Annotated in this window: 24 protein-coding genes and 1 tRNA gene; 15 read left to right on the top strand and 10 right to left on the bottom strand. The window is 55.2% G+C overall.

The features are described 5' to 3' along the window. Nucleotides 1-55: 55 nt before the first annotated feature. The 5 genes from MPQ_RS10730 to MPQ_RS10710 all read left to right on the top strand — a co-directional run bounded on the left by MPQ_RS10730 (nucleotide 56) and on the right by MPQ_RS10710 (nucleotide 5,569). Nucleotides 56-3,157 (top strand): efflux RND transporter permease subunit, encoded by a 3,102-nt coding sequence (locus MPQ_RS10730; protein WP_013442966.1) that lies wholly within the window; start codon nucleotides 56-58, stop codon nucleotides 3,155-3,157. Nucleotides 3,158-3,192: 35 nt separating this feature from the next. Then, the gene (locus tag MPQ_RS10725) at nucleotides 3,193-3,528 is read left to right on the top strand and encodes a P-II family nitrogen regulator (protein ID WP_013442965.1); all 336 of its coding nucleotides are present in this window, start codon (nucleotides 3,193-3,195) and stop codon (nucleotides 3,526-3,528) included. 164 nt (nucleotides 3,529-3,692) lie between these two features. Further along, the gene (locus MPQ_RS10720) at nucleotides 3,693-4,712 is read left to right on the top strand and encodes a quinone-dependent dihydroorotate dehydrogenase (protein ID WP_013442964.1); all 1,020 of its coding nucleotides are present in this window, start codon (nucleotides 3,693-3,695) and stop codon (nucleotides 4,710-4,712) included. A gap of 15 nt (nucleotides 4,713-4,727) precedes the next feature. Then, nucleotides 4,728-4,931 carry a DUF2892 domain-containing protein gene (locus MPQ_RS10715; protein WP_013442963.1) on the top strand — a complete coding sequence of 68 codons (204 nt, stop codon included), beginning with the start codon at nucleotides 4,728-4,730 and terminating at the stop codon, nucleotides 4,929-4,931. Beyond that, nucleotides 4,931-5,569: a glutathione S-transferase gene (locus MPQ_RS10710; protein WP_013442962.1), complete on the top strand. Its 639-nt coding sequence runs from the start codon at nucleotides 4,931-4,933 to the stop codon at nucleotides 5,567-5,569. Before MPQ_RS10715 ends, MPQ_RS10710 begins: the two co-directional genes overlap by 1 nt. Nucleotides 5,570-5,671: 102 nt before the next feature. Here MPQ_RS10710 and clpA read toward each other — a convergent pair whose 3' ends face one another. The 7 genes from clpA to tgt form a co-directional block, all read right to left on the bottom strand. Next, nucleotides 5,672-7,957, bottom strand: a complete 2,286-nt coding sequence (gene clpA / locus MPQ_RS10705) for an ATP-dependent Clp protease ATP-binding subunit ClpA (RefSeq protein ID WP_013442961.1) — start codon at nucleotides 7,955-7,957, stop codon at nucleotides 5,672-5,674. A gap of 11 nt (nucleotides 7,958-7,968) precedes the next feature. After that, nucleotides 7,969-8,280: an ATP-dependent Clp protease adapter ClpS gene (clpS, locus tag MPQ_RS10700; protein WP_041362345.1), complete on the bottom strand. Its 312-nt coding sequence runs from the start codon at nucleotides 8,278-8,280 to the stop codon at nucleotides 7,969-7,971. 140 nt (nucleotides 8,281-8,420) lie between these two features. Continuing rightward, entirely contained in the window at nucleotides 8,421-9,659 is a 1,239-nt protein-coding gene (locus MPQ_RS10695) for an HlyC/CorC family transporter (protein WP_013442959.1), read from the bottom strand. A 118-nt stretch (nucleotides 9,660-9,777) separates the two neighbouring features. Beyond that, entirely contained in the window at nucleotides 9,778-10,716 is a 939-nt protein-coding gene (gene secF / locus MPQ_RS10690) for a protein translocase subunit SecF (RefSeq protein WP_013442958.1), read from the bottom strand. Nucleotides 10,717-10,754: 38 nt separating this feature from the next. Further along, nucleotides 10,755-12,584, bottom strand: coding sequence for a protein translocase subunit SecD (secD, locus tag MPQ_RS10685; protein ID WP_015830791.1), 1,830 nt, complete (start codon nucleotides 12,582-12,584; stop codon nucleotides 10,755-10,757). A 110-nt stretch (nucleotides 12,585-12,694) separates the two neighbouring features. Beyond that, the gene (yajC, locus tag MPQ_RS10680; RefSeq protein ID WP_013442956.1) at nucleotides 12,695-13,012 is read right to left on the bottom strand and encodes a preprotein translocase subunit YajC; all 318 of its coding nucleotides are present in this window, start codon (nucleotides 13,010-13,012) and stop codon (nucleotides 12,695-12,697) included. Between the two features lie 142 nt (nucleotides 13,013-13,154). Further along, nucleotides 13,155-14,285, bottom strand: a complete 1,131-nt coding sequence (tgt, locus tag MPQ_RS10675; RefSeq protein WP_041362866.1) for a tRNA guanosine(34) transglycosylase Tgt — start codon at nucleotides 14,283-14,285, stop codon at nucleotides 13,155-13,157. Nucleotides 14,286-14,381: 96 nt separating this feature from the next. On the opposite strand from tgt, the gene pssA reads away from it, so the two are divergent. After that, nucleotides 14,382-15,182: a CDP-diacylglycerol--serine O-phosphatidyltransferase gene (gene pssA, locus MPQ_RS10670; protein ID WP_013442954.1), complete on the top strand. Its 801-nt coding sequence runs from the start codon at nucleotides 14,382-14,384 to the stop codon at nucleotides 15,180-15,182. A 73-nt stretch (nucleotides 15,183-15,255) separates the two neighbouring features. Next, nucleotides 15,256-16,809: a 2-isopropylmalate synthase gene (locus MPQ_RS10665; protein ID WP_013442953.1), complete on the top strand. Its 1,554-nt coding sequence runs from the start codon at nucleotides 15,256-15,258 to the stop codon at nucleotides 16,807-16,809. Nucleotides 16,810-16,884: 75 nt separating this feature from the next. Here the strand turns inward: MPQ_RS10665 and MPQ_RS10660 are convergent, their stop codons facing one another. Continuing rightward, nucleotides 16,885-17,550, bottom strand: coding sequence for an energy-coupling factor ABC transporter permease (locus MPQ_RS10660; protein ID WP_013442952.1), 666 nt, complete (start codon nucleotides 17,548-17,550; stop codon nucleotides 16,885-16,887). 111 nt (nucleotides 17,551-17,661) lie between these two features. Between MPQ_RS10660 and MPQ_RS10655 the strand changes: the two genes are divergently transcribed. After that, a complete protein-coding gene (locus MPQ_RS10655) occupies nucleotides 17,662-18,330 on the top strand; it encodes an HAD family phosphatase (protein WP_041362342.1) in 669 nt (222 codons plus the stop codon). Nucleotides 18,331-18,386: 56 nt separating this feature from the next. Here MPQ_RS10655 and MPQ_RS10650 read toward each other — a convergent pair whose 3' ends face one another. Next, a complete protein-coding gene (locus MPQ_RS10650; protein WP_013442950.1) occupies nucleotides 18,387-19,193 on the bottom strand; it encodes an inner membrane protein YpjD in 807 nt (268 codons plus the stop codon). Between the two features lie 103 nt (nucleotides 19,194-19,296). On the opposite strand from MPQ_RS10650, the gene ffh reads away from it, so the two are divergent. The 7 genes from ffh (at nucleotide 19,297) to MPQ_RS10615 (ending at nucleotide 24,979) form a co-directional block, all read left to right on the top strand. Next, on the top strand, nucleotides 19,297-20,649 hold the full coding sequence (ffh, locus tag MPQ_RS10645) for a signal recognition particle protein (protein WP_013442949.1): 1,353 nt from the start codon (nucleotides 19,297-19,299) through the stop codon (nucleotides 20,647-20,649). Between the two features lie 126 nt (nucleotides 20,650-20,775). Then, a tRNA-Lys gene (locus MPQ_RS10640) sits at nucleotides 20,776-20,851 on the top strand. A gap of 219 nt (nucleotides 20,852-21,070) precedes the next feature. Then, nucleotides 21,071-21,607 (top strand): YaeQ family protein, encoded by a 537-nt coding sequence (locus MPQ_RS10635; protein ID WP_013442947.1) that lies wholly within the window; start codon nucleotides 21,071-21,073, stop codon nucleotides 21,605-21,607. 126 nt (nucleotides 21,608-21,733) lie between these two features. After that, nucleotides 21,734-22,042: a BON domain-containing protein gene (locus MPQ_RS10630; protein WP_013442946.1), complete on the top strand. Its 309-nt coding sequence runs from the start codon at nucleotides 21,734-21,736 to the stop codon at nucleotides 22,040-22,042. Between the two features lie 210 nt (nucleotides 22,043-22,252). Then, nucleotides 22,253-22,885, top strand: a complete 633-nt coding sequence (locus tag MPQ_RS10625; protein ID WP_041362339.1) for a phosphatase PAP2 family protein — start codon at nucleotides 22,253-22,255, stop codon at nucleotides 22,883-22,885. Between the two features lie 57 nt (nucleotides 22,886-22,942). Then, the gene (locus MPQ_RS10620; protein WP_013442944.1) at nucleotides 22,943-23,722 is read left to right on the top strand and encodes a TIGR01458 family HAD-type hydrolase; all 780 of its coding nucleotides are present in this window, start codon (nucleotides 22,943-22,945) and stop codon (nucleotides 23,720-23,722) included. Between the two features lie 222 nt (nucleotides 23,723-23,944). Then, a complete protein-coding gene (locus tag MPQ_RS10615; RefSeq protein ID WP_013442943.1) occupies nucleotides 23,945-24,979 on the top strand; it encodes a YdiY family protein in 1,035 nt (344 codons plus the stop codon). A gap of 3 nt (nucleotides 24,980-24,982) precedes the next feature. Here the strand turns inward: MPQ_RS10615 and MPQ_RS10610 are convergent, their stop codons facing one another. Beyond that, complete coding sequence (locus MPQ_RS10610; RefSeq protein WP_013442942.1) at nucleotides 24,983-25,219, bottom strand: hypothetical protein; 237 nt, start codon at nucleotides 25,217-25,219, stop codon at nucleotides 24,983-24,985. Between the last annotated feature and the right edge of the window lie 493 nt (nucleotides 25,220-25,712).

Below are 25,712 nucleotides of genomic sequence, written 5' to 3'. Positions count from 1 at the left end.
ATGAAGCATGCATGTTGCCGTGCTTGAATTCCTTGCATGAATCATGAGGTAAGTTTTGATCGAATCTCTCATCCGTGGTGCCTTGCGGCAGCGTATTGTCGTCGTTGTTATCGCTGTAGCTCTCCTGATTGCCGGCTTGTTTGCCGTAAAAAAACTGTCAGTGGATGCTTTCCCGGATGTGACCAATGTGCAGGTGCTGATTGCCACCCAGGCTACAGGCCGCTCGCCGGAGGAGGTAGAGCGCTTTATCACGGTGCCGCTCGAAATCGCCATGACCGGTCTGCCTGGCCTGACCGAAATGCGCTCCCTCAACAAGAATGCCCTGTCGCTGATCACCCTGGTGTTTACCGACGATACCGATGTCTATTTCTCGCGCCAGCTGGTGATGGAGCGATTGATGGAGGTGATGGACCGCATGCCGGAGGGCGTGACGCCAGTGCTGGGGCCGGTCTCTACCGGTCTGGGCGAGGTATATCAGTACACCTTGGATAAACCCACTGATGGTAAAAAAGAGCTCTCGGTGAACGAGCTGACCGAGCGCCGCGCGGTGCAGGACTGGGTGGTGCGGCCTCTGCTGCGTGGCATCCCCGGCGTGGCAGAAATCAATTCGCAAGGCGGTTACGTCAAGCAGTATCAGGCGCTGGTGAATCCGGACCGCATGAATCACTACGGCGTGAAGCTGCACGATGTGTATCAGGCGCTGGCGCGCAACAACGCCAATAGCGGCGGCGGTGTATTGCCCCATTACGCCGAGCAATACCTCATTCGCGGCATCAGCCTGATCCAGAATCTGGACGATATCCGCAACATCATTCTCAAAGAGCAGAACGGCACGCCGGTGTATATGCGCGATGTGGCCGAGGTCAAGCTGGGCTATGAGGTGCGAGTAGGCGCGATTCTCAAGAATGGCGATACCGAATCGGTGGGTGGTGTGGTGATGATGATGCGCGGCGGTAACGCCAAGGAAGTCGTCAGCCGCATCAAGGCCCGCGTAAAGGAAATCAACGAAAAAGGCATGCTGCCGGGTGGTTTGCAGATCGTGCCCTATTACGACCGCAGTGAGCTTGTAGATGCCGCGCTGCATACGGTGACCAAGGTATTGATCGAAGGCATTGTGCTGGTGATCGTTATTCTCTTCCTGTTTCTGGGTGATGTGCGCTCCAGCCTGATTGTGGTGGGCACACTGATCCTGACGCCGCTGATTACCTTTATGGCGATGAATTACTACGGCATCTCGGCCAACCTGATGTCGCTGGGCGGCCTGGCGATCGCGATTGGTTTGATGGTCGATGGCTCGGTGGTGGTGGTGGAGAACACCTTCCACCATCTGGGGCATCGCAAGGATGAAAGCAAGATTCGCGTGGTATTCGAAGCCGCCGCTGAAGTCGCGACCCCGGTGCTGTTTGGCGTGGGCATTATCATTCTGGTGTTCCTGCCGCTGATGACCTTGCAGGGCATGGAAGGCAAAATGTTTGCACCGCTGGCTTACACCATTGCGATCGCGCTATTTGTGTCGCTGGTGCTGTCACTGACGCTGACGCCGGCCATGTGCTCGTTCATCCTCAAGGGCGGTAGCGGCGAAGATACGCGCATGATCCAACTGATCAAGCGCCCGTATGTCAGCATGCTGAGTTGGGCACTGTCCAATGAGAAGAAAACCATCATGCTGGCGGTGCTGGTGTTTATTGGCACCCTGGCGATTGTGCCGCTGCTCGGCAACTCGTTTATCCCGGAGATGAAGGAAGGCTCGATTGTGCCCGGCATCAACCGCGTGCCGAATATCTCGCTGGAAGAATCCATCAAGATGGAAAGCGAAGCCATGCGCCTGATCATGGAAAAGGTGCCCGGCGTGAAATCGGCGGTGTCGGGCGTGGGGCGTGGCGAAAGTCCGGCGGATCCGCAGGCGCAGAATGAGTCCACGCCTATCATCAGCCTCAAGCCCCGCAACGAATGGCCGGAAGGCTGGACGCAAGATGATATTGCCGAAAAAATGCGCAGTGTGCTGGCTGAACATTTGCCAGGTGTGCAGATCATCATGGCGCAGCCAATTTCCGATCGCGTGGATGAATTGCTGACCGGCGTGCGGGCTGATGTCGCCGTCAAAATCTTCGGTGAAGACATGGTGGTGCTGAAAGCCAAGGCCGATGAAATATCGCGCATTGCTTCTAGCGTGCGCGGCGCCACTGAAATCAAGGTGGAAAAAGTCTCCGGCCAGCAATACCTGAATATCCGGATTGATCGGCAGGCGATTGCCCGGCATGGCATCAATGCATCGGATATTCACGATGTGATTGAAACCGCGATTGGCGGCAAGGTGGCGACCGAAATTTATGAAGGTCAGCGCCGTTTCAGCGCCGCGGTGCGTTTCCCTGAAAGCTTCCGTGACAATGTGGATGCCATCGGCAATATCCTGATCACCTCACCCAATGGTTCACGCGTGGCGTTGCGCGACCTTGCGCACATCGAAGTGCGCGATGGTCCGGCCCAGATCAGCCGCGAGCTGGCCAAGCGCCGTATTGTGGTGGGTGTGAACGTGAAAGACCGCGACCTGGGTGGCTTTGTGGCTGAGTTGCAGAAGACGCTGGACAAGCAGCTCAAGCTGCCTGATGGCTACTATATCGAATACGGTGGGCAGTTCCAGAACATGCAGCGTGCCATGAGCCATTTGATGGTGATTATTCCGGTCACCATCGGCGCCATCTTCTTCCTGTTATTTTTGTTATTCAACTCATTGCGCTACGCCACCATGATTATCATGGTGCTACCATTTGCCTCCATAGGCGGGATTATTGCTTTGTTTGTCACAGGCGAATATCTGTCCGTACCGGCATCGGTCGGCTTTATTGCGCTGTGGGGCATTGCCGTACTGAATGGCGTGGTACTCGTATCTTACATACGCAGCCTGCGCGACGAAGGTTTGCCCCAGATGGAAGCGATTATGCAGGGCTGCAAGCAGCGTTTCCGCCCGGTGATGATGACGGCTACCGTGGCCATGCTTGGCCTGGTGCCGTTCCTGTTTGCAACTGGCCCGGGTTCCGAGATTCAGCGGCCGCTGGCGATTGTGGTGATCGGTGGCCTGATCACCTCTACCTTGCTGACGCTGGTGGTGGTACCTACGCTGTATCGTAAATTTGAAGAGAAAAAAATAGAAGCCTGAGCACATTCAGGCATGACCAGAATAGAGGTTTAGGGATGAAAGAAATTAAAGCCGTGGTGCAACCCAACCGGTTGCCGAAAATACGATCAGCCTTGCGTAATATCAAGGGATTTCCTGGCATGACGGTGAGCAAGGTGGATGGTTGCGGCCATTTTCTTGCCAAGCCTTCAGGCGGTATACGAGAAGAGTTGACCGACTACAGCCCCAAGGTGCGCATTGAGCTCGTCACCCCCGATGAGCTGGTGGAGGGTGTGTTGCAGGTATTGGTGGAAGTAGGGCATACCGGTCAGGTGGGGGATGGCATCGTCTGGGTCACGCCAGTAGAGCGCATGATCCGCCTGTCAGAACAGATCACCGTGCTGGAGTGCTGAGTCCGGCAGTTTGGACTCTTTATGCATGAGTACCCAAGGCCCCCAGCGGGGCCTTTGTGCTGTGTTTCGCGTGCATGATCATGCTGGCTATCCAGCTTTGGCTGGCGCGAGTTTGCGCCTATATTTACTCCGGAATCTCCGCTATTTTGCAGTAGAATTGCGCCATGAATCTTTACTCCCTGGCTAAACCCCTGCTGTTCACGCTGGATGCCGAGCGTGCCCATGACCTGACTTTGCAAGCGCTGCGCACTGGCGAGCGCTATGGCCTAAATCGCATATTGGGGCAGGGCGCATTGCCGGCCACGCCGCGGCGTGTCATGGGTCTGGATTTTCCCAATCCGGTGGGCCTGGCAGCGGGCCTGGATAAAAACGGCGCATGCATTGATGGCCTAGCCCGGCTGGGCTTCGGCTTTATTGAGGTAGGAACGGTCACGCCGCGCGCGCAGCCCGGCAACCCCAAGCCCCGCATGTTTCGCTTGCCAGCGGCGAATGCCATCATTAACCGCTTTGGTTTCAATAATCACGGCGTGGATCAGTTGCTGGAAAATGTGCAGAAAGCGCAATATCGCGGCATTCTCGGCATCAATATCGGCAAGAATTTCGATACCCCGAATGAGCGTGCGGTAGATGACTATCTGATCTGCATGCGTAAAGTCTATGCGCACGCCAGTTACATCACGGTGAACATTTCTTCGCCCAATACCAAGAATCTGCGTCAGTTGCAGGAAAAAGAAGCCCTCTCACAACTGCTGGCTGCCTTGAAGCGCGAGCAGCAAGTGCTGGCTGATCAGCATGGCCGCTATGTGCCAGTGGCCCTGAAAATTGCGCCGGATTTGCAGGATGAGCAGATCAGCGAAATTGCCCGCTTGCTGATGCAGCATCAGATGGATGCGGTGATTGCGACTAACACTACCTTGTCGCGTACCGCCGTGTCGGGCATGCCACATGCCAGCGAGACCGGCGGCTTGTCCGGCGCTCCCGTGCGTAATCTTTCCACGCGGGTTATTCATGCATTGGCGACGCAGCTGGCGGGCGCATTGCCTGTTATCGGCGTTGGCGGTATTTTGTCGGGGGAGGATGCCCGCGAAAAGATCGAGGCGGGTGCCAGCCTGGTTCAACTCTACAGCGGGCTGGTCTATCGCGGTCCAGCGCTGGTCAAGGAGGCATGCACCGCGATCGGTTAATGTCGGGAGAACGTCATGCGCAAAAATGTGGGTTCCAATGATAGCGTGATGCGAATATTGTCCGGTGCGGCATTGCTGGGGGCGATGTACTGGGTCGAGTCGCCCTGGCGCTGGCTGGGCTTGTTGGGCATTGCTTACCTCATTACCGGCATATTGCGCTGGTGTCCGGCCTATGCCTTGTTCGGCGTCAGCACCTGCACGCCACCTGTCGACGAGTGATGCTGCTGCCTGTTCTGTATTCCTATCGTCGTTGCCCTTATGCCATGCGTGCTCGCATGGCGCTGCGCTATGCGGGCATTGACGTTGAGATTCGTGAAATTTCGCTGCGCGATAAACCGCAGCACTTACGCCAGGTCTCTCCCAAGGCTACTGTTCCCGTCCTGATATTGCCCGACGGCCCCGTGATTGATCAAAGCCTGGATATCATGCAATGGGCGCTGGCGCAGCATGATCCCGAACAATGGCTGGGGCAGAGTGACGCTGCCATGAATGCGCTGGTGAAACAGAACGACGAAGAATTCAAGCGAGCTCTGGATCGCTATAAATATCCTGATCGTTATCCAGAACATCCACAAAGCACTTACCGCGCGGATGGCGAACGCTTCCTGCAGCTGCTGGAAGCCAGCTTGCATTCTCATGGTTGCCTGTTTCGTATCACCCCTGCCTATGCCGACATCGCCATATTCCCGTTTGTACGGCAGTTTTCCATGGTGGAACCGGACTGGTTTTCGGTCGCTCCTTATCCTCGTTTGAAGACATGGCTGGCGCAGCGGATACAAAGCCCGCTGTTTGAGTCCATCATGGAAAAATATCCTACCTGGCAAGAGCCGACGGCCGAGTCCTCAGGTGTCACCTGAGCTTCCTCCAGTTCCGGGGCTGATGCCTCTGTAAATCATCGCGGCCATATTAAAAAGCCCCCGTCCATCGCTGGAGCGGGGGCTTTTTTGTGTGGATCGAACTCAGTCTGCCGTATGCGTTTCCAGGGCAGGGCTGTTGTTGGCATCCCCATCCTCAAAGTGCAGCTGGATGGCATCGTTCTCGTCGATATCCACTTCGACGCGACCACCATTGGCCAGGCGACCAAACAGCAACTCGTCGGCCAGACCACGGCGTATGGTGTCCTGAATCAGGCGGGCCATCGGACGTGCGCCCATCAGTGGGTCGAAGCCCTTCTTGCCGAGATAGGCCTTGAGTGCATCGGTAAAGGTGACTTCGACCTTCTTCTCATGCAGCTGATCTTCCAGTTGCATGAGGAACTTGTCGACCACGCGCATGATGATTTCCTGCGACAGTGGTGCAAACGATACCGTGGCATCCAGACGATTGCGGAACTCGGGACTGAACAGGCGCTTGATTTCAGCCAGATCGTCACCCGCTGTTTTACCCAGTGTAAAGCCGATGCCCGTCTTGGAGATGGCTTCTGCTCCCGCATTGGTAGTCATGATGATGGTGACATTGCGGAAATCCGCCTTGCGACCGTTGTTGTCGGTCAGGGTGCCATGGTCCATCACCTGCAGCAGGATGTTGAAAATATCCGGATGGGCTTTTTCAATTTCATCCAGCAGCAGTACGCAATACGGATGCTTGTTGATAGCCTCGGTCATCAGGCCGCCCTGCTCAAAGCCCACGTAGCCAGGAGGCGCACCAATCAGGCGCGATACCGCATGACGCTCCATGTATTCGGACATGTCAAAGCGAATCAGCTCTATGCCCAGGGTGTAGGCCAGCTGACGTGCCACTTCGGTCTTGCCGACGCCGGTGGGGCCGGAGAACAGGAAGGAGCCGATAGGCTTGTTGGTGCTACCCAAGCCGCTACGCGCCATCTTGATGGCAGCAGACAATGCTTCGATCGCCTTGTCCTGACCAAACACGGTGGCCTTGAGATCACGTTCCAGCGTTTTCAGCGCATTGCGGTCATCACTGGAGATGTTCTTGGGCGGAATGCGTGCCACTTTGGCAATAATGTCTTCGATTTCCTTGTTGCCAATGACTTTCTTCTGCTTGGACTTCGGCAGGATGCGCTGCGCAGCACCGGCTTCATCAATCACGTCAATCGCCTTGTCTGGCAGATGACGGTCATTGATGTACTTGGCAGCAAGCTCCGCGGCGGTGCTCAAGGCAGCCATGGTGTATTTCACGCTGTGGTGCTGTTCAAAGCGCGACTTCAGGCCTTTGAGGATTTCCACGGTTTCAGCCACGGTAGGCTCAACCACATCCACCTTCTGGAAGCGGCGGGAAAGCGCGTGATCTTTTTCAAAAATGCCGCGGTACTCCTGATAGGTGGTCGCACCTATGCATTTGAGCGAGCCATTGGACAGCGCAGGCTTCAGCAGGTTGGAGGCATCCAGGGTGCCGCCACTGGCAGCACCTGCGCCAATCAGCGTATGGATCTCGTCAATGAACAAGACGGCATCGGGCTGCTCTGCCAGTTTTTTCATCACGGCTTTGAGGCGTTGCTCAAAATCGCCGCGGTATTTGGTACCGGCCAGCAGAGCACCCATGTCCAGTGAGTAGATGACGGCATTGGCCAGCACTTCAGGCACATTGCCTTCGACAATGCGGCGTGCCAGACCTTCGGCAATGGCGGTTTTACCCACACCAGCTTCGCCCACCAAGAGCGGGTTGTTCTTGCGACGGCGGCACAGGGTTTGAATGACGCGTTCGATTTCATTGCCACGCCCGATCAGTGGATCGATCTTGCCTGCCAGCACTTGCTGGTTAAGGTTGAGCGTAAAGCTTTCCAGCGCACTACCAGGCGCAGCTTCGGCTTCAGCCTCCTGCTCGGTTTCTGCGCGTTTGCTGGTGTTGTCGGTGACCTTGGCAACGCCATGGGCGATGAAATTCACTACATCCAGGCGGGTAATGCCTTGCTGATGCAGGAAGAAAACGGCGTGCGAATCCTTTTCGCCATAGATGGCGACCAGCACGTTGGCGCCAGTGACTTCTTTCTTGCCGGAAGACTGCACGTGCAGGATGGCGCGCTGAATCACGCGCTGGAAGCCGAGGGTAGGCTGGGTATCGACTTCGTCCGAGCCTTCTACAATCGGAGTGTGTTCTTCGATGTAGTGCACCAGTTCGGAACGCAAAGTATCGAGATTGGCACCGCAGGAGCGCAACACGTCCGCCGCTGTCGGGTTGTCTATCATGGCCAGCAGCAGGTGTTCCACCGTGATTAGCTCATGGCGTTTTTGCCTGGCGTCCATAAAGGCCATATGTAGTGAGACTTCAAGTTCCTGGGCGATCATTTTGCACTTCCTCAGACTTCTTCCATTGCGCATTGCAGCGGATGTTGATATTCACGGGCATAGCCCAATACCTGATTTACTTTGGTTTCGGCGATGTCGTGCGGATAAACGCCACAGATGCCAGCGCCTTCCGTATGAACTTTGAGCATGATTTGCGTCGCCTGTTCACGGCTTTTGTTAAAAAAACGCTGAATCACTTCTACAACAAATTCCATGGGGGTGTAGTCGTCGTTCAACAGAATCACTTTATACAGGGACGGCGGTTTGGGCCGAGCCGTTTGCTTTTCTGTGACGATTCCCTCTTGATGCTTCGTACTTGCCATAGTGATGCCTATTTTGAGCCGAATCAGAAATAATTCAAGCCTGAATTAAGTGTGGGTAATCCGGCCAGTTCGACTGTTTGATGATATGAATGCAAATTTCGCGCCCGCCTTAGCCTCCCAAGGCGAAGCAGGCCGGGGTGCTAGGGGTAAATGCGGACGCTCTTGACGATACGGTCATGGGTTTGCACGATTTCAAGCGCGTGCGTGCCAATCTTGAAGCTGGTGCTAGGCTCCGGAATATCCTCAAAATGCTCAAGTACCAATCCATTTAATGTTTTGGGGCCATCCAGCGGTAAATTCAAGCCCAACTTGCGATTTAAATCGCGCAGGCTGCTGGAACCATCCACCAGCCAGCTGCCATCTTCTTCGTGTATATACTTGCTGGTGCGCAATGGCGACTGGGTGGTGAAGTCGCCAATGATCTCTTCCAGTATGTCTTCGAGCGTGACCAGGCCTTTCAGTTCACCGTATTCGTCCACCACCAGCCCCATGCGTTGCTGCTGCTCCTGAAATTGCTGCATCTGCGTATACAGCGGGGTGCCGGAAGGAACAAAGTAGGGTTCGGCGATAATCTCCTGCAAGGCTTCCTTGTCCAGCTCGCCACCGCGCAGCTGGTTGATGACGCGCCGGACATGGATAAAGCCAATAATTTCTTCCCCGGGGCCTTGCTTGACCGGCAGCTGGGTGTGATGGCTGCTGGAGATATGCTGCAATATGTCATCCATTGGAGCATCCATGTCGATGGTATCGATCAGGGTGTGTGCGGTCATCACGTCATCTACCGTGATTTTTTCCAGCTCAAACAGATTCAGCAGGATGGTGCGGTGCTTTTTTGGAATATAGCTTGCCGAATCGCTGACGATGGTACGCAACTCTTCCATGGAGATAGCATGGCTATGGTCGGCAAAGTTGACGCGTATTCCCAGCAATCTTAAGAGGCCGCTGACAAACAGATTCACGAACCAGACAGCCGGGTATAACACCTTCAACAAGGGGTAAAGGACATAGCTGACAGCAAACGCCAGTTTTTCCGGGTAGGCCGCTGCAATGACTTTGGGGGAGATTTCGCCGAACACGAGAATGAAGAAGGTGACGCTCAGGGTGCCTATCATCAGCACCCACTCGCCTTCGCCCAACAGCTGCACGCTAATGACGGTGACAAGCGTGGCCGAGGCGGCGTTGGCAAAATTGTTACCCAGCAGTATCACGCCCAGCAACTTGTCCGTCTTGCTCAGCAGGTGGCTGGCGAGGCGGGCGCCACGGTGGCCGCTTTTTGCCAGATGGCGCAACCGGTAGCGGTTAAGCGACATCAGGCTGGTTTCAGCGATGGAAAAAAAGGCGGAAATCAAAAGCAGCACGGCAAGAGCGCCGAGCTGCATGGGTAAGGGGATGGTGTCCAAGGGGGAACTGGCGTTAAGCGATACCGCTAGTTTCCCTTTGATGGAGCGCTATTGTCAAGGCAGCCTGGAAAGGCTGCGCCTGACAATGTCAGTTTGCTCAAGGTTGAGCGTCGGCTGTGGCTGGCTTCTTTTCAGCGCTGGTCATCAGATTTTCGCGCGATACACCCAGGTACATGGCAATCGGGCTGGCGACCAGTACGGATGAGTAAATGCCGAACAGAATGCCAATGGTCAGTGCCAATGAGAAGTTGTGCAGCACTTCGCCACCAAAAAACAGCATGGACAGCACCATCAGCTGGGTCGAGAAGTGGGTGATGACGGTACGGGACATGGTGCGGGTGATGGCGTTGTTGATCACCTCGGATACGCTGGCCTTGCGCATCTTGCGGAAGTTTTCACGCACACGGTCAAACACCACCACCGATTCGTTCACCGAATAGCCGAGCACCGCCAGTACCGCGGCCAGCACAGTGAGGTTGAACTCCCACTGGAAGAAGGCAAAAAAGCCCAGAATGATCACCACGTCATGCATGTTGGCGATAACGGCGGCTACCGCAAAGCGCCATTCAAAGCGCAGGGCGAGATAGGCCATGATGCCGATGGACACCAGCAGCAGGGCCAGTGCGCCATTTTCATACAGCTCTTGCCCGACCTGTGCGCCAACGGATTCAACGCGATTCATTTTGACGTTGGGGTCGGCTTTCTGCAGGGCGGTCAGCACTTGTTCGGACAGAGCCGAGATCGAAAGCTCAGGCTTGAGCGGCAAGCGGATCAGCACATCGCGGCTGGTGCCGAAGTTTTGCACGGTGGCATCCTTCAGGCCAACGCTGTCGACGGCTTCACGGATTTTCCCGATATCAGCGGCTTGTGGATAGCTGACTTCCATCATGGTGCCGCCAGTGAAGTCGACGCCGAGGTTAAGGCCGCGGTGTGCGAGGAAGAACACCGACAGCAGGAAGGTAATGAGCGAAATCGCGGTCGTCAGGCGACCATAGCTCATAAACGGTATGTCTTTTTTAATCTTGAAAATTTCCATGATCTTTACTCGTATCTAGTCGTTTACGTGAGGTCGCATCAGCCGATGGACAGCTTGCTGATCTTGCGGCGGTAACCGTAAATCAGGTTGACCAGCGCGCGCGAAACCACCACGGCGCTGAACATGGAAGTCAAAATGCCCAGCACGTGCACTACGGCAAAGCCCTTGACCGGGCCGGAGCCGAACATGAACAGGGCGAGGCCGGCGATCATGGTGGTGACGTTGGAATCCAGAATGGTATCGAAGGCGCGGTCATAGCCGGCGTGAATGGCAGCCTGAGGCGTATTGCCATTGCGCAGCTCTTCACGAATACGCTCATTGATCAGCACGTTGGCGTCAATCGCCATCCCCAGCGTCAGCGCAATCGCCGCCAGACCGGGCAGTGTGAGCGTGGCCTGCAGCAGCGACAGCACGGCGGTCAGCAGCAGCAGGTTGACGCCCAGCGCCAGCACCGACACGCTACCGAACAGCATGTAGTAGATGATCATGAACACGGCAATCGCAGCGAAGCCCCACAGGGTCGAGTGCCAGCCGCGTTTGATGTTTTCTTCACCCATGCTTGGGCCAACGGTACGTTCTTCGATGATGTCCATTGGCGCAGCCAGCGCGCCAGCGCGCAGCAGCAATGAAACATCGGTAGCTTCCTGCACGTTCGCCATGCCGGAAATCTGCACGCGGCCGCCGCCAATTTCTTCGCGGATGACAGGAGCAGTAATCACTTCTGCCTGGCCTTTTTCAATCAGCAGAATCGCCATGCGCTTGCCGACGTTTTCCTTGGTGGCCTGTTTGAAGATACGGGCGCCGCGACCATCCAGGGTGACATGCACAACGGACTCGCCGTTTTGCTGATCCAGGCCAGGGCCGGCGTCGGTGATGTAGTCACCGGTCAGCACGACATTCTTTTTCACCAGAATAGGCTGGCCGTTACGTTCCACATAATACTCGTCACCAAATGGCACCTGACCCTTGCTGGCTTTGTCCAGCGTGGTCATGTCGCTCTTCTCTTCGTCCACCATGCGGATTTCAAGCGTCGCGGTACGGCCGAGAATTTCCTTGGCCTTGGCCGTGTCCTGCACGCCTGGCAACTGGATCACGATGCGATCCAGGCCTTGCTGCTGAATAATCGGTTCCGCAACGCCGAGTTCGTTCACGCGATTGTGCAGGGTTTGAATGTTCTGCTTGAGGGCAAATTCCTGAATGCGTTTTTGTGCCTGCAGATTCAGTGTGGCGATCAGCAGTTTGTCGTTACCGCTATCCAGGGTGCGGAAGGTGAGGTCAGGGTATTCCTTGTTCAGGATTTTCTGGGCTTTTGCCAGTTCGGCAGCGCTGCTGAAGCGCACCTGCACGGCCTGGCCTTCACGGCTGACGCCCATGTAAGCCACGCGCTCCTTGCGCAACGCACTGCGGAAATCGCCGACATAACGCTCAGCGGCCTTATCCAGCGCGGCTTTCATGTCAACTTGCAGCAGGAAGTGAACGCCGCCGCGCAAGTCCAGACCCAGATACATGGGCAGCGCGCCGATGCTGCGCAGCCAAGAAGGTGAACGCGAGATCAGATTGAGTGCAACGACGTAATCCTTGCCCAGCTTGCCTTGCAGCACATCCTTGGCATTGATTTGCGTGTCCGCATTTTCAAATCGTACCTTGACGCCATTCGTGTCAAGAAACACCGCTTCATAAGTGATTTTTTCCTGCTTCAGGATATCTTCCACCTGGCCCAGCAATGCCGGGTCGAGTTTCGCGGAGCTCTTGGCGGTGGATACCTGGACGGCTGGTGACTCACCAAACAGATTGGGCAGCGAATACACCACGCCGAGCACCAGGGTGATCAGCACGAGTATGTATTTCCATAAGGGGTAACGATTCATAATGCGGCTCGAAAAAAACGCATTCCGTCCTCAGGCTCGTTCATACATGAAAGTGTTGCAATGTATGGATGGGTGCGGAGCATGGGACGGAATGGCGGGATGGTTTAAATTCAGATGGACTTGATGGTGCCCTTGGGCAGCAGGGTCTGGACGGTTTGCTTTTGCACGTTGATGTTGACTTCAGGTGCGATCTCAATCGTGACATAAGCATCACCAACTTTGGTGACCTTGCCGACGATGCCGCCAGCGGTGATGACTTCATCGCCTTTTTGCAGGGCTTCCAGCATGCGGCGCTGTTCTTTGGCCTGCTTCATTTGCGGACGAATCAGCATGAACCAGAACAGGACGAAGATCACGACCAGAGGAAGAAAACTGGTCCATTCCGGAGCCGGGGAGGCCGATGCGGCATAAGCTGAGCTGATTAACACGGAAGCTACCTTTCTATTACTTTAAATAAAATTGATACTGTTGATACTAAAGCCAAAAATTCTAGCATAGAGCGCCTTGTGGTGTTCTCACTAAATTTATCAGCCATCTTGTGGCGGCCTCGCTATGTGATTGCGGTCACCTCTAATTTGAAGCCGTTGCCAGGCTTTCGGCTTTAAGCTGCTGGCGCTTGGCCTTGAACTCCGCAACAAAACTGCTGAATGTGCCGTTTTCGATGGCCTTGCGCATCCCTGCCATCAGTTGCTGGTAATAGTGCAGGTTGTGCAGGGTGTTGAGGCGGGCGCCCAGAATCTCGCCGGTACGATGCAAATGGTGCAGATAGGCGCGGCTGAAATGGCGGCAGGTGTAGCAGCTGCAGTCGGCATCCAGAGGGCCGGTATCCAGTTTGTAGCGGGCGTTCTTGAGCTTGATGTCACCATATTGGGTGAACAGCCAGCCATTGCGGGCATTGCGGGTAGGCATCACACAGTCAAACATGTCCACGCCGTGGCTTACCGCATCCACCAGGTCTTCTGGCGTACCAACACCCATCAGGTAGCGAGGTTTGTCCTGTGGCATCTGCGGCGTGGTGTGAGCCAGAATACGCAGCATGTCTTCCTTGGGTTCACCTACCGACAAGCCGCCTATGGCGTAGCCATCAAACTCAATGTCAGTTAGCCCCGCCAGCGAGATGTCGCGCAAGTCTTCATACATGCCGCCCTGAATGATGCCAAACAGCGCGTTCGGATTGCCGGCATGGGCATCCTTGCTGCGCCGTGCCCAGCGCAGGCTGAGCTGCATGGATGTCATGGCTTGCTCGTGGGTTGCAGGGTAAGGCGTACATTCGTCAAAAATCATGACGATGTCGGAATTAAGCACGCGCTGGATGCGCATGGATTCCTCGGGGGTCAGGAAACAGCTGTCGCCATTGATCGGAGAGCGGAATTTGACGCCTTCTTCGCTGATCTTGCGCAGGTCGCCGAGGCTCCAGACCTGAAAGCCGCCGGAATCAGTGAGGATAGGGCCATCCCAGCCCATGAAGCCATGCAGGCCGCCATGGGCCTCAATGACATCGAGGCCGGGCCGCAGCCATAAGTGAAAGGTATTGCCGAGCAGAATGTGCGCGCCAATGTCGTGAACCTCTTGCGGGGAGAGCGTCTTGACGGAACCATAAGTCCCGACTGGCATGAAGGCGGGTGTTTGAACCTCGCCGTGGGCCAGACTGACGGTGCCGCGGCGGGCGGCGCCATCCTGTTTGTGCAGAGTGAATTGCATGGTGCTAAGCGTGTTGAAATCAATACGCGAGTCTAACATAGTCAATCCATGCGGCTTTGATATACTAGCCGAAGTTTAATTTCAGGAAGTTTCGCAATGGCTGATGCCAAACCCCGTCTGCGCCGCACCAAACCACTGGTTGAACAGAGTCTGCGCGAGCGCAGCATCTATCTGCTGCCCAACCTGTTTACGACGGCGGCACTGTTTGCCGGGTTTTATGCCATCGTGCAGGCGATGAGTGGTCGCTTTGAGCATGCAGCGGTCGCCATTTTCATTGCGATGATACTGGACGGTCTGGACGGGCGTGTCGCCCGCATGACCAATACCCAAAGTGCCTTCGGCGCAGAATACGACAGCCTTTCCGATATGGTGTCGTTTGGCGTGGCCCCGGCGCTGGTGCTGTATGTGTGGGCTTTGCAACCCATGGGCAAGCTGGGCTGGATTGCGGCCTTTATCTATTGCGCCAGTGCTGCCTTGCGCCTGGCCCGCTTCAATACCAAGCTGGATGAAAGCGACAAGCGCTATTTTCAGGGCTTGCCCAGTCCGGCTGCGGCCGCATTGCTGGCCGGTTTGGTGTGGATTTCCTTTGATAATGGCATTGCCGGGGACGAGATTTTCTTTGGCTGGGTCAAAATGAAATGGCTGGCCTGGAGCATCACCGTCTTTGCTGGCATTTCCATGGTGAGCGACCTGCGCTTTTACAGCGGCAAGGACATCAATCTGCGCAGCAGCGTACCGTTTGTGGTGATTCTGCTCATCGTGCTGGCTTTTGTGCTCATTTCATACAGTCCTGCTGAAGTCCTGTTTGCAGTTTCCCTGCTATACGGCTTGTCAGGGTATGTCTTGTGGGCATACCGCAAGCTGAAGCGTCCGCCCGCGTCGCCTTCCGCCAACTGAATTTAGTTATCTCCGCAAATGCATTTCGCTGCGTACATGATGCAGCGATCACCAAGTTTATGGACCAGACACCATGTCAGATAAGATAAAAGACAAGCAGTTAATCATTTTTGATACCACCTTGCGCGATGGCGAGCAGAGCCCGGGTGCTGCCATGACCAAGGAAGAAAAGATCCGCATCGCCCGTCAGTTGGAGAAGCTGGGGGTGAATGTGATTGAAGCCGGGTTTGCTGCAGCGAGTCCAGGGGATTTTGATGCGATTCATGCCATCGCCGAGATTATCAAGGAGTCCACCGTCTGCTCGCTGGCGCGTGCCAATGAAAACGATATCCGCCGCGCAGGCGAAGCTATCAAGCCAGCGGCCAAAGGCCGTATCCATACCTTTATTGCCACCAGCCCCATCCACATGCAGAACAAACTGCGCATGACGCCGGAGCAGGTGCTGGAGCGTGCGGTGCAGGCCGTGAAATGGGCGCTGGAATATACCGACGACGTGGAATTCTCCGCGGAAGACGCGGTGCGTTCGGATATGGATTTCCTGGTGCAGGTGTTTACCGCCGTGATTGATGCGGGGGCCAAGACCATCAATGTGCCGGATACCGTGGGCTATTCGATACCCGCGCTGTGGGGCGAGCGCATGCAGCAGTTGATTGCCCGCGTGCCCAATTCATCCCGCGTGGTGTGGTCTACCCATTGCCACAATGACCTTGGCATGGCGGTGGCGAATTCACTGGCGGCTGTCATGGGCGGCGCGCGGCAGGTGGAATGCACCATCAACGGCCTGGGCGAGCGCGCAGGCAATGCCAGTCTGGAAGAAATCGTCATGGCAGTGCGCACGCGCCGCGATGTATTCAACCTCGACACCAGCATTGATACTACGCAGATCGTGCCTACCTCCAAGCTGGTCTCCACCATTACCGGTTATCCGGTGCAGCCGAACAAGGCGGTGGTTGGCGCCAATGCCTTTGCCCACGAATCTGGCATTCACCAGGATGGCGTGCTGAAACACCGCGAGACTTACGAGATCATGCGTGCTGAAGATGTGGGCTGGGGCGCCAACAAGCTTACGCTGGGCAAGTTGTCTGGCCGCAATGCCTTCCGCACCCGCCTGAATGAGCTGGGTATCCAGCTCGATAGCGAAGAGGCCTTGAATGCCGCCTTTGCCCGCTTCAAGGAGCTGGCAGACAAGAAGTCCGAGATTTTTGATGAAGACCTGCATGCCCTGGTCAGCGATGACGTGATGGGCGAAGCCAGTGAGTGCTACAAGCTGGTCTACCTGCAGGTATGCTCGCAGACGGGCGAAATCCCGCATGCGATTGTCACTGTTACCGAGCATGGCGTGGAAAAACGGGCGGAGTCGAATGGCGGCGGCCCAGTGGATGCGGCGTTCAAAGCCATTGAAAGCATCGTCAACAGTGGTTCCGAGTTGCAGCTCTACTCGGTCAACAACATTACCAGTGGTACCGATGCGCAAGGCGAAGTGACCGTACGCCTGTCCAAGGGTGGCCGCATTGTGAACGGCCAGGGTGCGGATACCGATATCGTGATTGCCTCGGCCAAAGCTTACTTGAATGGCTTGAACAAGCTGCAATCCAACGCCGAACGGGCACATCCGCAGCCATTGTAAAATCAGCCTGGCGCTTCCGGATATTGATTGTAGGTAGCGCCTTGTTGATGGGATTGGGCCAGTATGCAGGCAGGCCTATTTGGTTTTGAGATAACGTTTGTCGTTGAAGGTAGATAGCCAGCTTGGCCTGAAAGCCGCCATGAGCGTTACCGCCATCCCTGTGAGCATAGCTTCGGACCAGGCCATGAAAATGTAGTAGGGCAAGTAATGCTCGCCCAGATATTCACGCTTGTAGATAGCACTTTCGGTCAGCACAAAGCTGCTGGCGAGTCCGCACAGGGTAATGGCGACACCTGCACAGAAAAAGCCGACCACAAAAATATACACAAACAAATGGTTGGGCAGTTTGCGGTCTACCCAGCGGAATACGCCCCAACTGAACATGGCGGGAATCACCACCATGAGCATGAGATTGAGCCCGTAACTGAGCCAGCCAGCCATGCCAAAGGCGGTAATGCCGAGCAGCACCAGGGCCAGCGCGATAATCGCAAGTTGGGGGCCAAACATCAGGCTGAGCAGCGTAGCGCCCAGCAAATGAAAATTCAGACCAGGCTTGATCCCGGCGTTAACTGCCCATACCAGCATGAGCCCGACGATGCCAGCCATGAACACATTCAACAGGCTGGTGTCTTTCAGATGACGCCAAGGTGCGCTTTTCACGCAGGCCAGGATAATCGCCAGGCTTAATGCATTGGCGGCCCAGCACAGCTCGGTGGGTAGTAAATGGTCGGGGAAGTTCATATCGTAATGACCTTGATGGGGGCAGCGAGTTCTTGCCGCATCAAGCTCTCCGCAATGCGATGCACAAGTCTTGTACTTTACCTATTTTTGAAACGCCGTAACAGAACGGAGATGATTTTGCAGCTTGCACTTTTTGATTTGGATAACACCCTGTTGGCCGGGGATAGTGATTTTCAATGGGGCCAGTTCCTGATCGAACAGGGATTGCTCAACCGCGAGGAGCACCTGGAAAAAAACCTGCAGTTTTACGAAGACTATAAAGCCGGGAAGCTGGATATCTATGCGTTTCTCGAGTTTCAGCTCAAGCCATTAAGCCAGCATCCGCGCAGCTTTCTGGATGAATTGCACACGCGCTACATGCAGGAAAAAATCGCGCCCATGATCACTGACAAAGCGCGGGCGCTGGTGGAAAAGCATAGAGCCAACGGCGATTTGCTCATGATCATTACCGCGACCAACAGCTTTGTTACTGGCCCGATTGCCAAGGCATTTGGTATTGAAAACCTGATTGGGACGCTACCGGAGGAGATTGACGGCCAATTCACCGGGCGTAGCACCGGCGTGCCGAGTTTTCAGGAAGGCAAGATTAAGCGGCTGAACAGTTGGCTGGAGGCACGCGGGCAAACCCTCAAGGATTTTGAGCAGAGCTGGTTCTACAGCGATTCGCACAACGATTTGCCGCTGATGAAACTGGTGGACAAGCCCGTGGCAGTCGATCCGGACCCTACGTTGAAAGCTTACGCCGAAGGTGCGGGCTGGCCAGTCATCAGTCTGCGGTAGTATTTAATATTGTGTGTTGAGCGGGGCAGGCCTGCCATGCAGGCCGCCTGCCTAGGTTAACGATTGAGCAGGACTTCCAGCACGAATTTGGTCCCTGCGTAAGCGAGCAGCAAAATCACAAAGCCGCTGAGTGTCCAGCGGATAGCGGTCTTGCCCCGCCAGCCATAGGCTTGGCGGCCAAGCAGCAGGCCGCCATAAACCAGCCACGAGATAATGGCGAACAGGTTCTTGTGATTGAACTTCAAGGCCTGGCCAAAAATCTGTTCGGAAAACAGGGCGCCACTCAGGAGCGTGAGCGTGAGCAGGAAAAAACCCAGCGCAATGACGCGGAACAGCAGCTTTTCCATGACGATAATCGGCGGGAATTCCGGCAAGCGGCTCAAGCTGGATTTTTGATGCAGCTTGCGCTCGGCAAACGCCATCAGGCCCGCATGCAAGGCGGCAAAGGTGAACAGGCTGTAAGCCAGAATCGCGATGACCAGATGCGTCATGAACAATGGATTGCCCAGATAAGGCAGCACGTGGTTTTCGTGCATGCCGTATTGCAAGAGCACGAAAAACGCCGCAGGTGGCAGCACAAAGGCCTGCAGGCTTTGCAGCGGATAGCGCAGGTTGTTGACCCAATAGATCAGCACCGTGAGCCAGGCAATTGCCGACAGGGCATTGTCAAAACTCAGGTTCAGGCCTTCGGTAAACATGGCGTTATATAGCAGGCCCGCATGCAGCAAGAGGCCGATGGCCAGCACCCGGCTATGCAGCTTGCGGCGTGAGGCAGGGTCTGAGTTTTTTACGCTACGCCAGAAGTCGATGGCGACCAGGCTGTAAATCAGGGCTGTGAGCAGAAAAGGAATAAGGGCAACCATTTAGCTGTCTTGTGTCTTCAGGTCTTGGGTTAGAATTAAGTAAATACTATAACACGCGGTTTCAGCCCCTAAACGCTGGCCCGCATTACATTCGGCACGGATTATGTTTGAAAATTTAAGCGGTAGATTACAACAGGTGGTCAAGACGCTGCGCGGCCAGGCCCGTCTCAGCGAAGAAAATATCAGTGATGCCATGCGTGAAGTGCGCATGGCGCTGCTGGAGGCTGACGTCGCCCTGCCCGTGGTCAAGGAATTCATCGCCCAGGTGAAGGAGCGGGCGGTAGGTCGCGATGTGCTGCAGAGCCTGACGCCCGGGCAAGCTGTCATTCAGGTGGTGCATGAAGAGCTCACGCGCCTCATGGGCGAGCAGAATGTAGGGCTCAACCTGGCAGCAGTTCCTCCGGCGATTATCCTGATGGCAGGTTTGCAGGGTTCAGGTAAAACGACGACCTCAGCCAAGCTGGCGCGTCTGCTCAAGGAGCAAAAGAAGAAAGTATTGCTGGCCAGTGCTGACGTATATCGCCCCGCCGCCATTGAGCAATTGAAAACCATGGCCAAGAGCCTGGAGGTCGACTGTTTTGACTCGAACGCCAGCCAGAAACCACAGGATATTGCCGCTAATGTACTCGATTTTGCCAAGCGTCATTTTTACGATGTGGTGATTTTCGATACCGCCGGCCGCTTGGGCATTGATGAAGCCATGATGGCCGAAATCCAGCAATTGCATGCCTTGCTGAATCCGGTGGAAACCCTGTTTGTGGTCGATGCCATGCAAGGTCAGGATGCTGTGAATACGGCACGCGCCTTTGGCGAGACCTTGCCCCTGACGGGCGTTATCCTCACCAAGCTGGATGGCGATGCGCGTGGCGGTGCCGCCTTGTCGGTACGCCACATCACGGGCAAGCCCATCAAATTCGTCGGTGTTAGCGAAAAGGTGGATGGGCTGGAAGTATTCCATCCGGAGCGCATGGCTTCCCGCGTGCTGGGCATGGGCGATGTGCTGTCCCTGATTGAGCAGGCGCAAAAGAATGTCGACATGGCTGAGGCGCAAAAAGTCGCCGACAAGCTCAAGTCCGGCAAAAGCTTTGACCTCGAAGACTTCAAGTCGCAAATGCTGCAAATGCGCAAAATGGGTGGCATGGGTGCGCTGATGGACAAAATGCCCGCGCAGTTGGCGGGCATGGCCGGCCAGATCAATAGTGAGACTGGCGATAAAGCCATGCGTCGCATGGAAGGCATTATCAATTCCATGACGGCCGAAGAGCGCCGCAAGCCCGAGATCATCAAGGCGACCCGCAAACGCCGTATTGCCGCTGGCGCCGGTGTGCAGGTGCAGGAAGTCAATCGCCTGCTCAACCAGTTTGAAGAAATTCAGAAGATGATGAAAATGTTCTCCAAAGGCGGCATGAGCAAGATGATGCGCGCCATGCAAGGTCGGTTCCCTGGCATGCGCTAAGGCGCCGTGTCTACGCTAAATGAATGCTGCATAAACTTTCCCTGATTTCTGGTTGACGCGCTACGCCCTTTTCTGGATAATTGCGCGCTTTCCAAAGCAACGGAAAACATCGGGACGAAAGTCTCCGGGCTGTTAGCTCAGCTGGTAGAGCAGCGGACTTTTAATCCGTTTGTCGTGGGTTCGATCCCCGCACAGCCCACCAACACCAAAAAGGGGTTACGAGAAATCGTAACCCCTTTTTTTCATTTATACCGTTACCTTTCCTCCATCCCATGGCCAGGCTTGGCAATCTGGGCTTGGCAATCGCCAGGCCTGGATGAAAAATCGGATGCTGCAGGTTTTTATTGAGCAGTCTGGCCCTGCCGACGCTGTTCTGTTGTATAACCCTAGCACTTCATTTTCACGTCTTATCAGGATTTCTATGGCCCTTAAATCTACCGTATTCAAAGCCAATCTGCAGATTGCCGACATGGAGCGGCATTATTATCAGGATCATGCCTTGACCCTGGCGCGGCATCCGTCGGAGACGGATGAGCGCATGATGGTGCGCCTGCTGGCGTTTGCCCTGCATGCGGATGAGCAGCTGGCGTTTGGTCAGGGTATGACGGATGATGAAGAGGCGGATCTCTGGCGGCGCGATTTGACTGGCCGCATTGAGCAGTGGATCGATGTCGGCCTGCCGGATGAGAAGCTGATACGCAAGGCATGTGGCCGCGCCGATGAGGTGGTGGTGTATGCCTATGGCGGGCGCACGGCAGAGATGTGGTTTGCGCAGAACGCTTCCGGTTTTGCCCGGCTCAGCAATTTGCGGGTTTACAGTCTGCCGCAGGAAACAACCCAGGCGCTGGCCGCATTGGCGCAACGCAGCATGAATCTGCAATGCACCATCCAGGATGGTCAGGTGTGGTTAAGCGATGGGGAGGCGAGCGTGGAAGTCACCCGCGCCACCTTGAAGTAGGGCGCTACGCCTACACTCCGGTAAGCGTTCTCTGACACGAGAATCAGCGACCAACGTATTCGCCATCATGCCGGTTTCTTTCACAATGGATTCGTCTTCAACAACAACCCATTATAAGGAAACGATATGAAAACGAATTTTAAAGCTCTGCTGTTGGTAAGTGCTCTGGCAATGCCTTTGAGTGGTTTTGCTGCAGACGGTGATGCCGTTTCCACCAAGTTGAGCGATACTGTGATCACAACGAAGGTGAAGGCTGCGTTTGCCAAGGATAAGCTGGTAAGTGCCAGTGATATCAAGGTTGAAACTGACAGCAATGGCCTGGTCGAATTGTCCGGCACTGCAAAAACCAAGAAAGAAGCTGAAAAAGCAGTGTTGCTCGCCAAGGGCGTCAAGGGCGTGACCGCCGTCAAGAATGAAATTGTTGTCGCTGAGTAATTTCTCGCGATAACGGGTTGCCGGTTTTACCGGTCACCGGAAAAAGGCTGACAGCAATGTCGGCCTTTTTTCATGGCCGTCTGTGCGCGAGATAAAAGCAAATCTGGTCCCGTCAGCGCTGGATCATCGACGCGTGGGTGTCGCTAGTCTAAACTTCAGGCATGGTCAGGATATTTTTTGAGTGCTTGGTGGCGAATGAGGTCAGGATATATGGCGTGGCGATCTATGCGTAGCCTGGGCCTCATGCTGCTGGTAACCGTATTGAGCCTGCTGGCGATTTTTTTTGTGGATGCGCCAGCGGCCTTGTGGATCAAGGCGCATTTGCTGAGTTATGCCCCGTTTCATGACTATACCAATAACCTACCCAGTCATCTGTTCTGGGTGGTGCTGATCGGCTCTACCTTTAGTTTTTCCTTCTATTTTTACTTGCGCAGGCTGGGCGAGCGTAGCCCAAGGCGTGACTTTTTTCTTTTGATCGGTGTGGTGCTGCCCATGGCGTTCCTCGCCAAGCATGTGCTCAAGCTGATGTTTGCGCGTATCGAGGTTCGCTTTTGGTTGTCCAATCCCGAGGCTCATCAGGCGCACTGGTTTCAGATAGGCAAGCGTGGGTACGACGCTTTTCCGTCAGGTCACATGGTGGTGTTCATGACCGTGTTCATGGCGCTGTGGCAGTTTTATCCACGCTGGCGCCGGTGGTATCTGGCGGGCATGACACTCCTGGCAGTGGCGCTGGTGGCTACCAACTATCATTATGTGAGCGATGTGATCGCCGGTACTTATATCGGCATGCTGGTGTACTGGACTACCCGCTGGGCCGTGTTGAGGGAACGTAAACGTGGATAGGGTTGGCATCGTTGATGCTTGCATGCAAGTGTTATCCGTATGCAGAAAGGAGTCATCATGGAGCCGCTAAATGGCATCAAGGGCGTGCTGTTTGATCTCGACGGTGTGCTCTATATCGGCGGCAAGCCGGTGGAGGGCGCGATGGATGCGGTAGACCGTATCCGCAACGCCGGTTTGCCGTGCCGGTTTGTTACCAATACCAGCACGCTGTCGCTGGCTTCATTGCAGGCAAAATTGGGCAGTCTGGGCTTTGCGGTGGAAACAGAGGAAATCATCAGTGCCACCCAGGCTGCGCGATTATATCTGATGCGGCAAGGTGACCCAGTATGCCGGTTCCTGCTGGCGGAAGACGTGATGCAGGATTTTGCCGATTTTCGCCAGTCAGATACTGATGCCGAATTCATTGTAATTGGCGATATTGGCGATGCCTGGTCATACCGGTTGCTGAATGAGGTGTTCAACTGCCTGATGCGTGGCGCCAAGCTGATTGCCATCCACAAGAACCGCTACTGGCAAACCGAGCATGGCTTGCAAATGGATATTGGCGCCTTTATCACCGGTCTGGAATATGCAAGTGGCGCGCAGACCACGCTGATGGGCAAGCCCTCGGCGGATTTTTTTGCCATGGCGCTGATCAGTATGAGTGTGGCGGCATGCGATGCGGTGCTGATCGGCGATGACATTGATGCCGACATTGGCGGTGCCCAGCAGGCAGGTCTGCATGGCGTGCTGGTGCAGACCGGCAAGTATCGCCAGGCATACTGTGATGCCTCCACTATTCACCCGGATCGGGTGATTCCATCCATACGCGAGTTTCCCGATCTGCTGGGGCTGTAATGGCGCGATTGTCGCCATTTGCCGACCCCGCATGCCGGGGTCAGCGAATTTTTTCGGCCTTATGCAGTCATCTTGAATAAGAAGCCCGGCAAGCGTGCCGTTCTGCTAACTCACTAATCAATGTCGGTTTCAAGGCTCCCCGTGTGGGCGCGCGAGCGAACTTTAATAAAGTCACTGCCTGCAGGCATGTCGACATCAAGCAATAACATCAGGAGGAACTACATGCAGGTAACTGCTTATGCAAAAGCCATGGTGGCGGCGTCTCTTATCGGGCTGTCATGCCATGCGGCGGCGGATCAGTTGCGCCTCAAAAATGGCGATATATTGACTGGCGAAGTGCTGAAAAAAGAAGGCGATGCCGTCGAGTTCAGAACCGCCTATGCAGGCGTGATCAAAGTCGTGTGGGCGGAAATTGCCAGCCTGGACTCTGCCAAGGCGCTGGATATCGTGCTGAATGACAAAGAGCGCGTGGAAGGCGCGTTTGTCAGTCTGGATGACGTGGAAGACGGCCGTGCCTGGATCAAGCTTGAGAATGAGCAATACCGCGATATTGAGCTGGCAGAGCTGCGCTACATCAACCCTTCGCCCGAACTGGTGCGCGGCGGCTACAAATGGACCGGGCGTATCAATGTTGGCGGCACCTGGACGCAAGGCAACTCCGAAACCCAGGCCCTGCGGCTGGATACGGAAACCATCATTCGTACGCTGCAGAATCGGTATACCGCCGGGGCCATCTTCAACCGGGCAGAGGATAGAGGCAACAGCACGCAATTCAATAGCCGTGGCTACGCCAAGTACGACCATTTCTGGAGTCGGCGCTGGTATGCCTACGGCGTGACGTCACTGGAGCAGGACAGGTTTCGTGACCTGCAATTGCTGACGACCATCGGTGGCGGCTCGGGTTACCAGATGTATGAATCGCCCAACCTCAATCTGTCGCTGGAAGGCGGTTTGGCCTATGTGAGCGAGCGTCATTACACCGACCCTGACAAAAACTATGCGGCATTGCGCTGGGCGGTGAAATACGACCAGAAACTGCTGAATGGATTTACCCAGTTTTTCCATGAGCACGAAGCGCTCATGAGCCTGGAAGATACACGCGATATGCTGATTTATGCCAAAACCGGCTTCCGGTTCCCGCTTACCGAGCGCTTGAATGCCTCTACCCAGTGGAATGTCACCTGGGATGGAAGCCCGACGCCAGGCCGCAAGGAGATTGATTCCACCCTGTTGTTCAGCGCGGGCTACGCCTGGTAAAGCTTAGTTTGAAGGTGTTTTCTTTTGCTGGGCGCGCGCCTGCTTGCGTAGCTTGCGCGCCTCGCGCCATTCGCGGATACGGCGGCGGCGCAGGAGAATGATGATGATCATGATGGCCCAGCCAAAGGCGAGCAGGTGCGCCAGCCCACTGTATATGCTCACGACCACCAGATGGGGAAACGAGGTGGTGAGTACCAGCGGCAACAGGGCGAGCAGTAGGACCAGAAATATCAGTATCATGAGCGTCCTTCGCGCTAATCAACATCAAGGGGCAAGTTTGGATGCACCCGGCCGCTGGAGGTTCCTCCAGGGAAGGGCGGCAAATTATAGCAGCACAATTTTCCGGCCGCAGAGCCGTCTGTCACACCGTGTGCTCCGGCTTTCTGCTGCTATTTGCAAGCAGCTGTCGCCAACCCCAGACAATGCTTGCGAATGGATTAGTCCTTTCGGCCTAAATACGTTTTAGGCTGGTGAACTCAGCCGTTTTTACTGTATTATTTCAATCTGAATCAGCATGGTTTTGCTGCACTTGTGTAGCTGGCGTCTGCCGTCAAGAATAGATAAGGACTATGGCAGGACAAATGATTTAGTCGAATGTGGGAATGAGCTGGGGAGCGGCTCGTCACACGTCGCCTGCTCAAGGCAATATTCTCGCGGTTGTGCGTTCAGTGCACTCAATAGTGATATCAATTAATTTAAGCCCAGTTTTAACAAGCCTGTCAGCAGTGTTTAT

This window comes from Methylovorus sp. MP688 (assembly GCF_000183115.1).
Classification (GTDB): Bacteria; Pseudomonadota; Gammaproteobacteria; order Burkholderiales; family Methylophilaceae; genus Methylovorus; species Methylovorus glucosotrophus.
The sequence above is the reverse complement of the archived record's forward strand: the minus strand, read 5'-3'. Positions and strand labels throughout refer to the sequence as shown.

Bases quoted from the DNA above. Each gene is read 5' to 3' on its own strand.
- MPQ_RS10630 (WP_013442946.1), top strand. From the start codon at position 21,734: ATGAAAACGAATTTTAAAGCTCTGCTGTTGGTAAGTGCTCTGGCAATG.
- MPQ_RS10635 (WP_013442947.1), top strand. From the start codon at position 21,071: ATGGCCCTTAAATCTACCGTATTCAAAGCCAATCTGCAGATTGCCGAC.
- clpS (WP_041362345.1), bottom strand. From the start codon at position 8,280: ATGGCAAGTACGAAGCATCAAGAGGGAATCGTCACAGAAAAGCAAACG.
- clpA (WP_013442961.1), bottom strand. From the start codon at position 7,957: ATGATCGCCCAGGAACTTGAAGTCTCACTACATATGGCCTTTATGGAC.
- MPQ_RS10710 (WP_013442962.1), top strand. From the start codon at position 4,931: ATGCTGCTGCCTGTTCTGTATTCCTATCGTCGTTGCCCTTATGCCATG.
- MPQ_RS10650 (WP_013442950.1), bottom strand. From the start codon at position 19,193: ATGGTTGCCCTTATTCCTTTTCTGCTCACAGCCCTGATTTACAGCCTG.
- ffh (WP_013442949.1), top strand. From the start codon at position 19,297: ATGTTTGAAAATTTAAGCGGTAGATTACAACAGGTGGTCAAGACGCTG.
- tgt (WP_041362866.1), bottom strand. From the start codon at position 14,285: ATGCAATTCACTCTGCACAAACAGGATGGCGCCGCCCGCCGCGGCACC.
- MPQ_RS10655 (WP_041362342.1), top strand. From the start codon at position 17,662: ATGATTTTGCAGCTTGCACTTTTTGATTTGGATAACACCCTGTTGGCC.
- secD (WP_015830791.1), bottom strand. From the start codon at position 12,584: ATGAATCGTTACCCCTTATGGAAATACATACTCGTGCTGATCACCCTG.
- MPQ_RS10620 (WP_013442944.1), top strand. From the start codon at position 22,943: ATGGAGCCGCTAAATGGCATCAAGGGCGTGCTGTTTGATCTCGACGGT.
- MPQ_RS10660 (WP_013442952.1), bottom strand. From the start codon at position 17,550: ATGAACTTCCCCGACCATTTACTACCCACCGAGCTGTGCTGGGCCGCC.
- MPQ_RS10615 (WP_013442943.1), top strand. From the start codon at position 23,945: ATGCAGGTAACTGCTTATGCAAAAGCCATGGTGGCGGCGTCTCTTATC.
- secF (WP_013442958.1), bottom strand. From the start codon at position 10,716: ATGGAAATTTTCAAGATTAAAAAAGACATACCGTTTATGAGCTATGGT.
- MPQ_RS10625 (WP_041362339.1), top strand. From the start codon at position 22,253: ATGGCGTGGCGATCTATGCGTAGCCTGGGCCTCATGCTGCTGGTAACC.
- MPQ_RS10725 (WP_013442965.1), top strand. From the start codon at position 3,193: ATGAAAGAAATTAAAGCCGTGGTGCAACCCAACCGGTTGCCGAAAATA.
- MPQ_RS10665 (WP_013442953.1), top strand. From the start codon at position 15,256: ATGTCAGATAAGATAAAAGACAAGCAGTTAATCATTTTTGATACCACC.
- pssA (WP_013442954.1), top strand. From the start codon at position 14,382: ATGGCTGATGCCAAACCCCGTCTGCGCCGCACCAAACCACTGGTTGAA.
- MPQ_RS10720 (WP_013442964.1), top strand. From the start codon at position 3,693: ATGAATCTTTACTCCCTGGCTAAACCCCTGCTGTTCACGCTGGATGCC.
- MPQ_RS10715 (WP_013442963.1), top strand. From the start codon at position 4,728: ATGCGCAAAAATGTGGGTTCCAATGATAGCGTGATGCGAATATTGTCC.
- MPQ_RS10695 (WP_013442959.1), bottom strand. From the start codon at position 9,659: ATGCAGCTCGGCGCTCTTGCCGTGCTGCTTTTGATTTCCGCCTTTTTT.
- MPQ_RS10610 (WP_013442942.1), bottom strand. From the start codon at position 25,219: ATGATACTGATATTTCTGGTCCTACTGCTCGCCCTGTTGCCGCTGGTA.